Below are 11,867 nucleotides of genomic sequence, written 5' to 3' on the forward strand. Positions count from 1 at the left end.
CCGCACTCCGGAGAACCTTCATGCGCCCCACCCTCGCCCGCCTCACGGCCACCGCGCTCGCGGCGCTCGCCGTCCCCGCCGCCACGGGCACGGCCGCCTTCGCCGACCTCGCCCAGCCGGCGGTCGTCTCCGCCAACCCGGTGAACAACACCCCGCACGTGCTGGACGGCACCGTCCGCGCCATCACCGTCGTCGGGAACTGGGTCGTCGTCGGAGGGAACTTCGAGGAGGTCCGCGAGGCCGGCAGCGGCAAGAAGACGCTCAAGCGGCACAACCTGTTCGCCTACGACATGCGGACGGGGAAGATCAGCACGGCCTTCGTCCCGAAGGTCAACGGGACCGTCCACGCGCTCCAGCCCGGGTCCAGTGACTGGATCTACGCCGCCGGGACGTTCACGACCGTCAACGGCGTCAAGACCGGCACGGTCACCGCGCTCAAGGTCTCGACCAACAAGGTCCACACCGGCTTCAAGCCCAACGTGAACTACCGGGTGAACACCATGGTGGTGCGCGGCTCCCGGCTCTACATCGGCGGTTCCTTCACCAAGGCGGGCGGCAAGGCGCGCACCGCGCTCGCGCGGGTCGACAGGCTCACGGGCGTGGCCGACAACGGGTTCAACTTCAGCGTCACCACGCCCCGGGCGGGCGACCTCAAGGTGTACCGGATGGCGGTCGACCCCACCGACACCCGCATGGTGATCAACGGGACGTTCACCCGCGTGAACGGCCAGCGCCGGGTCCAGATCGCGATGATCAACCTCGGCAAGGGCACCGCGAAGCTGTCGACCTGGGCGACCGAGCGGTACGCCTCGCCCTGCAACCTCGCCGCGTTCGACACCTACATGCGCGGCATGGACTTCTCACCCGACGGCAAGTACTTCGTGGTCGTCACCACGGGCGGCCCCTACGGCCAGACCCAGATGTGCGACTCGGCAGCCCGCTGGGAGTCGTCCCGCACCGGGTCCGGGCAGAAGCCGACCTGGGTCAACTGGACGGGCGGCGACACGCTGCTGTCCACCTCGGTGACCGGCTCCGCCGTCTACGTCGGCGGGCACCAGCGCTGGCTGGACAACCCCTACGGGCACGACTCCGCCGGCCCCGGCGCCGTGTCGCGCCCCGGCATCGGCGCGCTCAACCCCAAGACCGGCAAGGCGCTGGCGTGGAACCCCACGCGGACGCTCGGTCACGGTGTCGAGACGCTGGTCGCCCACCCGAAGGGGCTGCTCGTCGGCAGCGACACCGACCAGCTCGGCCACGAGTACCACGGCCGCCTCGGGATGTTCCCCGCGGGCTGAGCCGCGACTCGTGGTGAGATAGGAACGGGGCCATTCTGCGGGGAGGGGGCGGGTCGGTGGGCCATCACGGACAGCGCGAGGTGTTCTCCGGCGGCCATCACCGGCCCGACGCCCGCCGTTCCCTGCCCGTCCCTCCGGACGCGCCGCGCCGGCGCCGCGGCCGGCGGCGCGGCTCGAACCCGTTCCTCTACTTCGCCACCGCGGGCACCCTGCTGGTCGTGGGCGGCTCCGCGGCCGCCATCGTCCTGTCGGGGAGCGGCACGGTCCACAACGCCCGGACGGCCGCCGCGCGCGGGCACAGCACCGTCCCCGCGTCGGCCGACACCTACGTGGTGCGCGAGATGCCGGGCACCACGTTCGGCGGGGCCAGGAAGATCACCGCCTCGCGGTGGCCCGGCTGGCACACCGAGGCCTACGTCGCGTTCGACGTACCGCCCGGAACCCCGGCGGTCGCCGGGGCCCGCGTGGAGATGACGTTCGACCGGCTGGAGAACCGGCCGCGCCAGGTCGAGCTCCGCACGCTGCCCGGCTCCTGGACGGAGGAGGGCACGTCCTGGAGCAACCGCCCGGTCGCCGGGCCCGTCGTGGCGACCGCCCCCGCCGACTCGGCCAAGGTGTCCTTCGACGTCGGCCGGGTGGTGAACGGCCCGGGCCACTACGCGTTCGCCATCACCGGCCAGGGCCGCCGGTCGGCGGTCTCGCTGCACTCCCGGGAGACCGGCGACGGGCCGCGCCTCGTCCTGCGGACCCGGCCGGGCGCGCCCGCGCCGACGCCGAGCAACTCGCCGGAGACCTCCGGCACGGCGCTTCCCGCGCCCGGGCCGGAGCCCACCTGGGAGGCACCGCAGCCGGTGAAGACCCCCACGACGTCCCCGGTCGGCGGCCGGACGCTCTGCGGGCTCTCCCTCGAACTCAAGCCGGGCGAGACCTTCCAGAAGGCCCTCGCCCGCATGGACGCCGCCTACGGCGGCCTGGAGACGGTCCGGCTGTTCTACCAGGGCGTCCCGCCCGCGTGGCCCGGCAAGCCCGACACCGGGAAGCGCCCGCCGATCATCTCGTTCAAGCTGGCGCCCAAGGACGTCATCGCCGGCAAGTACGACCAGGCGATGACCCGCTGGTTCGCCACCGCCCCGCGCGACCGCGACCTCTACTGGGTCTACTACCACGAGCCCGAGGACAACATCGCCGCCGGCGATTTCACCGCCGCCGACTACCGCGCCGCGTGGCGGCGGCTGCGGTCCCTCGCCGACAAGGCCGACAACCCCCGCATCCACGCCACCCTCGTCCTGATGGGCTGGAGCCTCGACCCGCTGTCCAAGCGCGACTGGCGCGACTACTACCCGGGCCGCGACGTGATCCAGGTCCTCGGCTGGGACGTCTACAACCTCGGCTGGAAGAAGGGCCGCTACGACGACCCGGCCACCATGTACGACCGCGTCGTGGCCGTCAGCAAGGGCGAGAACCTCCCGTTCGGCGTCGCCGAGACCGGCAGCTACCTCGTCGCCGGCGACAACGGCGACCGCCGCGCCTCCTGGCTCCGCGCCATGAACGCCTACCTCACCAAGCGCAACGCCCTCTGGGTCGCCTACTTCGACCTCGACTGGAGCACCGGCGACTTCCGCCTCTTGGACACCCAGAGCCGCCAGGCCTGGAGCGACTTCTGCTAACCCCTCGCGCCGCCTGAAGCACCCACCCCAAAGCCACACCCCACAAACCGCCACCGTACGCAGGCCGCGCCCCCACACGCCCCTGCCCGTCCCGTGGCCTCCCCTTCGCGCACCGCGTCTTCACGCGCCCCCGCCCTCCACGTAAGCCCGCCCCTCACACGACCCCGCCCGCGACGCCGCCCGCCCCTCACACGGCCCGTCCTCCACGCGGCGCGTCCTCCGCGTTGGGCCTGCCCCTCACGCGGGCGCGCCCTTCACGCAGCGCGCCCTTCACACGGCACGTCCTCCACGCGGCGCGTCCCTCACCGCGTGGGCCGTCCTTCGCGGCCTTGCCCGTGACGCGGGCTCGTCCTCCATGTGGCGCGCCCTCTATGTGAGCGCTGCCCTTCACGCGGGCCTGGCCCTCGCGCGGGCCTGCGCTGCGCGTGGGGTTCTGGTCGCGGTGGCTCGGCTTCGGGGGCGGCTTCTGCGGCGGGTGGGTTGGTGGTGCTGGTTGCTTCTCGCGCCGGGCCCTCCGTTACGTGCGACGCCCCCCGCCGGTGGTCCGGCGGGGGGCGTCGTTTGTGCGGTGGTGCTTCTTACTTGCGGGCCAGGATGATGGTCCACATCGCGGCGCGGCTGGCGGCGTCGGTCGTCGCCGTCTTGCCGCCGTAGGTGCCGGTGGCGACCGTGCCGTTGCTGTCACCGACCAGGGCCGTGATGCGGCCGCTGGCAGAGCCGATGCCGATGCCGCGGGTCTCCACGCCGGCCGGGGCCGTCCAAGACGTGGTGCTGGACGACTTGTCCGCCCAGTACGACACCGCCCACGAGCCGGCTGCGTCCACCTGCGCGGACGGGCTGGTGTGCTCGGTGACGGTGCCGGCGTCGCTGCTCTTGGCCACCGCCGCCACCGGGTCGGTGGCGTTGGTGCCCTCGTAGGCGAGCAGCCGGATGTCGGCCTTGGTGTAGGCGCTGAGCGCGATGGCGACCTGCGTGCCGGCGTCGCCGGCCTGAGCGACGCGCTTCCAGACGACGGACGTCGCGGTGCCCGCGGCCTGCGTGCCGACCTGCGTCCAGCCGGACGGCGGGGTCGTCATCGTCGCGGCGCTGCTGTTGAACGTCAGCATCAGCAGCATGCCGTCACCGGGCTGGACCGCCGGCGGCACCTGTGCGGTGGCCGTCGTGACGTTGCCGTTGCCGCCAGAGCCGCCCCGGTAGCCGATGTTCGCCTGGTTCGGGGCGACCGTGACGTCCTGGGACTTGGTGCCCTTGCCGCCGCGGTCGTCGGTCACCGTCAGCTTCACCGTGTAGGTGCCGGCCGCGGCGAACGCGTGCTGCGGCGTGGCGCCGGTGCCGTTCTGGCCGTCGCCGAAGTCCCACGCGTAGGAGGCGATGGAACCGTCGGAGTCGGACGAGCCCGCCGCGTTGAACGCGCAGTCGAGCGCGTCGCAGTTGGCGGTGAACGCGGCGTTCGGCGGCTGGTTCGGCGTGCCCGCGTACAGGAACACCGTCCGGCCGCGCCAGTCGGCGGTGCTGACCTCGGTCGACGCGCCGGACGGCACCCCGGCCGCCGAGAACGCGACGCGGTAGAGGCGGCCGTTGGAGTTGTTGACGTAGTAGAGGTTCGCGCCGTTGACGAACATGCCGCCGACGGAGCTCCAGCTCATGCCGGCCAGGTTGCCCACGGCGGTGAACTCCTGGGCGCCGACGACGTTGCTCTCCGGGTTGAACGTCCGGTAGTACAGCGCGGACTGCCCGCGCGTGTAGTAGATCCGGCCATTGGCGAAGAACATGCCGGTGATGTTCGGCACCTGCGAATGCCAGGTCGACATGCTGACGAGCTGGTCGGCGGTGTCGATGGCCGTGGTTGCGCCGAGCGCGGTGCCGTCGAACGAGCGGCGCCGGAACTGGCCGTCCGACGAGCCGTAGAAGAGCTCGCCGTTGACCATGAACGCGCCGCGCGCGGTCCGCCAGTCGACGCCCGCGGTGCCGTCGTCGACCGCGGCGCCGGTGGTGGTGCCGTCGAACGAGCGGTGCCTCAGGTAGTTGGCGGCCCCGACACCGATGCCGCCGCCGGAGTAGACGTTCCCGGGCAGCTCGCCGGTGCTGTAGGCGGGGACGGTCGTGCCGCCCGCGACCGGGAACAGCGCGAGCTTCTGGTGGAACTCGCCGCCGACGTTGTCGGTGTCGCTGCCGATCCACAGGCCCTCGTCGGTGGCCAGCATGTCGAAGACGCCGACGCCCTTGTCACGGCCCGGGTTCCAGCTGAACGGCAGGCCGCTGACCGGGTCGAGCGCGACGATGCCCTCGCGGCCGACGGCGCCCTGGCCGGGGCTGTCGCCGGCGAACGGGTTGTTCGCCCAGCGGAAGTGGCCGCCGGTGTAGACGGCCGTGTCGGTGATCTCCACGGCGTAGGTGGTGTCGCCCCCGGTGTAGTTCACCCAGGTCGGCTGCTGGCCGCCGCCGGTGGTGGCGCTCTCCCAGCGGGCCTGGGTGTCGCACAGCTTCGCCGAGCCGCCGTACGCGCCGGTGGTCGTCACCACGAAGTACGAGCCGTTCGGGGAGAACTCGACGTCGCGCATGTAGGTGTCGAACGACTGCGAGCACTGGTCGGCGTAGCGGACGGTGTCCCAGTTCGCGAGCGCCGCGGACTGGCCCGTGAGGTCCACCATGACGATCTGCCGCCGGGTGCTGCCCGCGACGGAGTTGAAGTTGCCGATGCCGACGAGCTTGGAGCCGTCCGGGCTGACGTCCATCTTGTAGATCTGGGTGACGCCGTCGCCGGTCTGGGTGCCGGCGATGTTCAGGTTCACGAAGTCGTCGCGGGCGCCCGTCTCGGGGTCGAGGGTGGCGAGCGCCGCCCGCGCGGCGCCGCCGACCGTCGCGAAGGTGCCGCCGACGTACAGCCGGCCGCCCGCCAGCCGCAGGTCCCGGACCTTGGCGTCGAGCTCGGGGTCGAACGAGGCGATGGGGGCGCCGGTCTGGGCGTTGATCCGGGCGAGCACGAAGTGCCGGACGCCGTTGATCTCGCTGAAGCTTCCCCCGACGTAGATCGACTTGCCGTCGGGGGCGGGCAGCAGCGCGCTGGCCTCACCCTTGTTGAGGTTCGGGACGAAGTCGGGGTCGATCGCGCCGGTGGCGGCGTCGAAGGCGAACAGGCGGTTGCGGACCAGCGTCGGCTTGTTGGCGCCGACCTCCTTCACCTGGGTGAACGAGCCGCCGACGTAGATCTTGCCGCCGATCTTGATGATCGACTTGACCTCGCCGTCGATGACGTTCGGCGTGTAGTTCGCCGGGTCGGCGTTGACGACCTTGCCGTGCCCCGGTTCGGACCCTCTCTGGTCCGCGCGCGCCGGGGTGCCCGCGGCGAGGCTCCCCGTAAGCGTCGCCAGTGCGAGCGCGGCCCCCGCGGCCAGAGCCCCCCACCTGCGTCTGCCCATCGACCCCTCCGTGCAGTTAGAAGTAAGCCGCCGTGTTCACCGAATGGGCACACGGCGCCGCGCAATCGTAGCCAGCGAGCCACCGAAACTGCCGTTTGATCACTAACTTTTCGGTTGCGACCACCGAACAGCACGGTGATCCGATCGCCGCGGGGCGCCGGACGGGGCCCGGCGGGCACGTCCATCGCGCCTCGCGGGGTACGCTGCGCACCTCGAAAGGACGCGTGCCGGCTCGCGCCGGAGCACCGGACCGTGTGGCCGAAGGTGGCCACCGTCCGCTGTCGTCCCTGGTAAGAAGCAGGACGTCCTCCACCAGGGGGCGGCGCGCCTCCGGGGCCGGACGGCGCGGTCCGCGGCCGAAGGCGCGTCCCAGGGGAAACGGAGCGGTGATTGTCGGGGATGCGAGGGATCGCGGGGAGCACCCCTCTCGCGACGCCGCGGCTGCTGCCCTGGCGCCTGCGGCCGGGCTGGGCGCTGAGCGTCGCGCTGCTCGGCTTCCCCGTGTGGTGGCTCCTGGGCCTGGCGAACGTCGTGCTGCTGGTCATCAGCGTGCCCATGGCCATGACGCTGTGGCGGCGGCGCGGCACCCTGGTCGCGCCCAGCGGCTTCGCGGCGTGGCTGTTCTTCCTGCTCTGGGTCGTGCTGGGCGTGCTCGTGCTGTGGGCCGACGCACCCCTCGCCGAACCGGGCGGCGGGTTCAGCCGGCTCCTGGTGTACGGCTACCGGCTCGCCTGGTACCTGTCGTCCACCATCGTGCTGCTCTACGTCGGCAACATGAGCGAGCGGGAGCTGCCGTCGGGCAAGGTCGGCAGGCTCCTCGGCTACATGTTCATCGTGACGACCGTCGGCGGGCTGATCGGGTCGTTCTTCCCGTCGATCCAGCTCACCTCGCCGGTGGAGATGGTGCTGCCGCACGGGCTGACCAGCAACTCCTTCGTCCGCGACATCGTGCACCCGAAGGTCGCCGACATCGAGTCGATCCTCGGGTTCGAGCAGTCCAGGCCCATGGCGCCGTTCGCCTACGCCAACACCTGGGGTTCGGCCTACGCGTTCTTCCTCCCGTACTTCCTGCTGACCTGGATCGTCCGCGCCAAGATGCGGCGCCGCGTGTTCGGGCTGGCCGTCCTCGCCGCGTCGCTGTGGCCGGTCGTGTACTCGCTGAACCGGGGGCTGTGGGGCGCGCTCGGCGCGATCGGCCTGTTCGGCGTCGTGAAGCTGCTCCAGGTGGGCGGGCCCCGCGTGATCGCCTGGACGGCCGGGATGGCCGCGGCGGGCGCGATCGTCGTGGCGCTGTCGCCGCTGCCCGGCCTCGTCCAGGACCGCCTCGACAACCCGCACAGCAACAACCGCCGCACCCTGCTGGCCGAGGAGACGACCCGCAGCGCCCTCACCGGCTCCCCGCTGGTCGGCTTCGGCTCCACGCGCAACGTCCAGGGCGACCTCGGCCAGGTCTCCGGCGGCGACAAGATCGGCTGCAAGGCGTGCGGCTCGCCGCCGCTCGGCACCCAGGGCCACCTGTGGCTCCTGCTGTTCGCCAACGGCATCGTCGGGACGATCGCGTTCTGCGCGTTCTTCGCCGTCCGGTTCCTCCGGCACTGCCGGGAACGCGGCGCGTACTCGCTGGCGGGCTGCTCCGTCCTGATCGCCTGCGGCCTGTTCATGATCACGTACGACATGGTGGAGGTACCGCTGTACACGGTGATGATCGCGGTCGGCCTGATGTGGCGGGCGAGCAGGGACGCCCGCGCCGAGGCGCGGCCGCGCGCCCGTGCCCGGTCCCTCGCCGAGGACGAGGCCCCGGCCGAGGAGCCGGTTCCCGCCGAGGCGGCGCCGTGAGCGCGGCGGAGGAGACGCGGGCCGCCTGGATCACGGCGGTGGAGGAGCTGTGGCCGGACGCGCGGGTCGAGGCCGTCCCGCCGGGCCGAGCCGAGGGTGCGCGCCGTGAGCTGGCCTTCCTTCCCAACGCGGAGCGGCCGCGCCTGCTCGTCCCGGCGGGGATGCCGCGCGCCGCGGCGGCCGCGCTGCGCCGCTACAGCCACGACCTCGGCCTGAAGCAGCGCGCCTCCCGCGGCCTGACGGCGGCGGCGGTGCGCACCGGGCTGCCGGAGCGGACGCTCCGCGACCGGCTCCGCGTCACCGGCGGCGGCCCCTCCATCGAGGACCGGCTGTCGGAGCTGCTCGGCCGGCCGGTCGTGGTCAGCGTGGGGCTCGGGAGCGCCCGCGCCAACCGCAAGCCGATCCTGCACGCGCTCTCGCCGCGCGGCGAGGCCGTCGCGTTCGTCAAGATCGGCGACACCGGCACGGCCCGGGGGCTGCTCGCCGGCGAGGCCGAGGCCCTGTCCTACCTGAACGACCGCCTGCCCGGCCCGGGCTCGCGCGGCGGCCTACACGTCCCCCGGCTGCTCCACCACGGAACGTGGCGCGGCCTCGACCTGCTCGTCCTCGAACCCCTCCCGACCGGTGCGCTCGGCCTGCGCCGGCGCGAGCAGGCCCCGACCGCCCAGATGCGGGCGCTGTTCGAGGTCGGCGGCATCGAGCGGGGGCCGCTGGGCGGCAGCGCCTACTGGGACGAGATGGCCGCGAGCCCCGGCAGGGTCATCGACGAGCGGCAGCGCGCCGTCTTCGGCGAGGTCGTCGAAAGCACCGGCAAGGCGCACGGCGACCTGGTCCTGGACTACGGCGCCTGGCACGGCGACTGGACGCCGTGGAACATGGCCTGGCACCGCGGCGTGCTGCGCCTGTGGGACTGGGAGCGGTTCTCGCGCGGCGTCCCGGGCGGTTTCGACCTGCTGCACTACCGGCTCCAGGAGGCGATGCGCACGGCGTCCGGGCCGCCCTACGCCGCCTGGCCGGACGGTGCCGCCGCCCTGCTGGAGCCGCTCGGGCTGACCGGCCCCGCCGCGGCGGCGACCGTCCGGCTCTACCTGCTGGAGCTGTGCCGCCGCTACCTGCTGGCCGCCCAGGAGCCGATCGGCGGGCCGCTGCGCGCCGACACCGAGCGCCTGCTCGCGCTCCTGCACACCACCCCGCCGGAACCGGCCCCTGGAGGAACCCCGTGATCTCACGTCGTGACGCCCCCCAGTGGGTCAAGGAGGCGGGACGGGCCGCGACCCGGGCCGGGGGACGGCTGACCTCCGGCACCCGGATGCTGCCGGACTTCCTCATGGTCGGCACGCAGCGCGGCGGCACCACCTCGCTGTTCCGCGCCCTGGCCGCGCACCCGGCGACCGTCCAGCCGAACTTCCACAAGGGCGTGCACTACTTCGACGTCAACTACCCGCGCGGCCTCGCCTGGTACCGGGGGCACTTCCCGGTCCGCGCCCTGGCCGAGCGCCGCACGCAGGGCACCGCCCCGCAGGCGTTCGAGTCCGCCGGCTACTACATGCACCACCCGCTGGCACCCGAGCGGATCGCACGGGACCTGCCCGGGGTGAAGCTCATCGTCCTGCTGCGCGACCCGGTGGTGCGCGCCTACTCCGCCCACAAGCACGAGCTGGCGCGGGGGTTCGAGACCGAGCCGTTCGAGCGGGCCCTGGACCTGGAGCCCGAGCGGCTCGCCGGGGAGGTCGAGAAGATCAAGGCCGATCCCTCCTACGTGAGCCACGGCCACCGGCACCACTCCTACCTGGACCGCGGCCACTACGCCGACCAGATCGAGCGGCTGTTCGCCCTCTTCGGGCGCGACAGGGTGCACGTGGCGTTCGCGGAGGACTTCTTCTCCGAGCCGGAGGCCTGCTACGACTCCATCCTGGAGTTCCTCGGGCTGCCGCCGTGGCGTCCCGAGTCGTTCGAGCGGCACAACGCCCGGCCTGGCTCCCCCCTGCCCGACGACCTGCAGCGCCGCCTGGCCGACCACTACGCCCCCTGGGACGACAAGCTCGCCGCGCTCCTCGGCGCCGAACCCGCCTGGCGGCGATGAGGCGGCGATGAGCAAACGGACCCTCGGCCCGGCCAGCGTGCAGGCGGAACCGCCGCTCGCGCCGGACTCGATCCCGGTCACCCGGTACGCGGGCGTGGTCCGCCGCCACCTGGTGGCGCTGCTGATCGCGCTGCTGGCCGGGGGCGCCGTCGGGATCGTGAAGATCGTGCTGACGCCGACGACCTACACCGCGCAGATCTACGTGCTGGCGCCGCCGGTCGCGCTGCGGCCGCCCATCGAGATCGGCTCGGCGATCGACACCGACACCCGCCGTCCCCGCGAGACGACGATGGACACCGAGGCCCAGCTCGTCTGGTCGCACGCGGTGCTGTCCAGGCTGAAGACGCGGCCGGGCTTCCGGGTGTCCGACGCCGAACTGCGCGACCGCATCGGCCTGACGGTGCCGTCCAACACCCACGTGCTCACGATCTCGGTGCGGGCCGGCACGCCGCGGACCGCCCAGGACGGCGCCCGCGTCGTCGCCGACACCTACCTGGCGCTGCGGACGCGGATCATGGGCCAGGTGCTGGAGCGCAACCGGCAGGCGCTGGAGCAGAACGCCGAGCTGCTGAAGAAGCAGCTCGCGGCTCTTCCCGGCGACGAGGAGGAGCTGCGCCGGCTCACCGCCCGCACCCGCCGCCAGGCGCTGGTGAAGCAGATCCGCGACGTGGAGAAGCAGGTCGCGGCCATCAAGAGCAAGCAGGAGCAGCCCGGCGAGGTGCTGCGCGGCGCGCCGCTCCCCCGGTTGGGCGACGACCCCGGCCGCGACGTCGCGGGCGCGACCGGTATCGGCCTCGGGCTGCTCGGCTGGCTCGGCTACGTCGCGATCCGCGAGACGCGGCCGCGCCGCATCCGCCGCCCCGCCGACCTGCGGCTGCACAGCCGGCTTCCGATCATGGTGGAGGGCTCGGCGCTCGGCGGCGGGCACCGCGAGGTCTCGCGGCGGCTGCGCAACCTGGTCTTCGACGCCGACGCCACCACCGTGCTGGTCACCGGGGTGCCGGGCTCCGCCGGGACCGAGGTGGCCTACGAGCTGGCCGAGCTGTGCACCGAGGGCGGGTCGCCGACGACGGTGCTGCGCATCGTGGCCGACGGCGAGGAGATCCGCGAGCCGCGGGCCGCGGCCGGGACCGGCCGCTCGTTCGACGTCCGGCTGGTGCGCAGCGACGACGACCGGCAGCTCACCCGCGCCGTCGACAAGGCGGGCCGCGTCTCGCGCATCGTCGTCATCACCACCCCCGACATCAACGGCGCGGACACCATCGCCGCGGCCGGGGCCAGCGACGTGGCCCTGGTCGTGGTCGAACGCGGACGGGCCCTGGACCGCGAGGTCGCGAGCGGGGTGCTGGCCCTCGACCAGGCCGCCAACCCCGCGCGCGTGATCGTGCTGACCGCGCCCGCCTTCGACGGGCCCGACTCACCGGCGCAGCGGAACGCCCCGCGCCGGCCCCCTGCCCGCGCCGGCGCCCCTGGACGAGGTTGACATGAACGGAACCGTCTTCTTGCAACGCGCGGTTAAAGTCGTGATGAACACTCCGCCTAGCACGATTCTGATCGATGAGGGAGA

Annotated in this window: 7 protein-coding genes; 6 read left to right on the forward strand and 1 reads right to left on the reverse strand. The window is 73.0% G+C overall.

Annotated features, from left to right (window positions below):
• The first annotated feature begins 20 nt into the window (after positions 1–20).
• Positions 21–1,295: a hypothetical protein gene (locus K4S16_RS22390; protein ID WP_149260961.1), complete on the forward strand. Its 1,275-nt coding sequence runs from the start codon at positions 21–23 to the stop codon at positions 1,293–1,295.
• A 56-nt stretch (positions 1,296–1,351) separates the two neighbouring features.
• Positions 1,352–2,962 carry a DNRLRE domain-containing protein gene (locus K4S16_RS22395; protein ID WP_149260962.1) on the forward strand — a complete coding sequence of 537 codons (1,611 nt, stop codon included), beginning with the start codon at positions 1,352–1,354 and terminating at the stop codon, positions 2,960–2,962.
• A gap of 578 nt (positions 2,963–3,540) precedes the next feature.
• On the opposite strand, the gene K4S16_RS22400 is transcribed toward K4S16_RS22395, so the two are convergent.
• Positions 3,541–6,381, reverse strand: coding sequence for a PKD domain-containing protein (locus K4S16_RS22400; protein ID WP_149260963.1), 2,841 nt, complete (start codon positions 6,379–6,381; stop codon positions 3,541–3,543).
• 399 nt (positions 6,382–6,780) lie between these two features.
• Here K4S16_RS22400 and K4S16_RS22405 point away from each other — a divergent pair, with 399 nt between their 5' ends.
• The 4 genes from K4S16_RS22405 to K4S16_RS22420 are packed head-to-tail and all read left to right on the forward strand — an operon-like array spanning position 6,781 to position 11,783.
• Positions 6,781–8,217: a hypothetical protein gene (locus tag K4S16_RS22405; RefSeq protein WP_235037028.1), complete on the forward strand. Its 1,437-nt coding sequence runs from the start codon at positions 6,781–6,783 to the stop codon at positions 8,215–8,217.
• Positions 8,214–9,440: a hypothetical protein gene (locus K4S16_RS22410; RefSeq protein WP_149260964.1), complete on the forward strand. Its 1,227-nt coding sequence runs from the start codon at positions 8,214–8,216 to the stop codon at positions 9,438–9,440. Before K4S16_RS22405 ends, K4S16_RS22410 begins: the two co-directional genes overlap by 4 nt.
• Positions 9,437–10,300, forward strand: coding sequence for a sulfotransferase domain-containing protein (locus K4S16_RS22415; protein WP_149260965.1), 864 nt, complete (start codon positions 9,437–9,439; stop codon positions 10,298–10,300). The genes K4S16_RS22410 and K4S16_RS22415 overlap by 4 nt, the downstream gene beginning before the upstream one ends.
• 7 nt (positions 10,301–10,307) lie before the next feature.
• Positions 10,308–11,783 carry a hypothetical protein gene (locus tag K4S16_RS22420; protein WP_149260966.1) on the forward strand — a complete coding sequence of 492 codons (1,476 nt, stop codon included), beginning with the start codon at positions 10,308–10,310 and terminating at the stop codon, positions 11,781–11,783.
• The last annotated feature ends 84 nt before the right edge of the window (positions 11,784–11,867 follow it).

Origin of the sequence: Actinomadura sp. K4S16 (assembly GCF_008327685.1) — a bacterium.
GTDB lineage: Bacteria > Actinomycetota > Actinomycetes > Streptosporangiales > Streptosporangiaceae > Spirillospora.

Bases quoted from the DNA above. Each gene is read 5' to 3' on its own strand.
- K4S16_RS22390 (WP_149260961.1), top strand. From the start codon at position 21: ATGCGCCCCACCCTCGCCCGCCTCACGGCCACCGCGCTCGCGGCGCTC.
- K4S16_RS22400 (WP_149260963.1), bottom strand. From the start codon at position 6,381: ATGGGCAGACGCAGGTGGGGGGCTCTGGCCGCGGGGGCCGCGCTCGCA.
- K4S16_RS22405 (WP_235037028.1), top strand. From the start codon at position 6,781: ATGCGAGGGATCGCGGGGAGCACCCCTCTCGCGACGCCGCGGCTGCTG.
- K4S16_RS22420 (WP_149260966.1), top strand. From the start codon at position 10,308: ATGAGCAAACGGACCCTCGGCCCGGCCAGCGTGCAGGCGGAACCGCCG.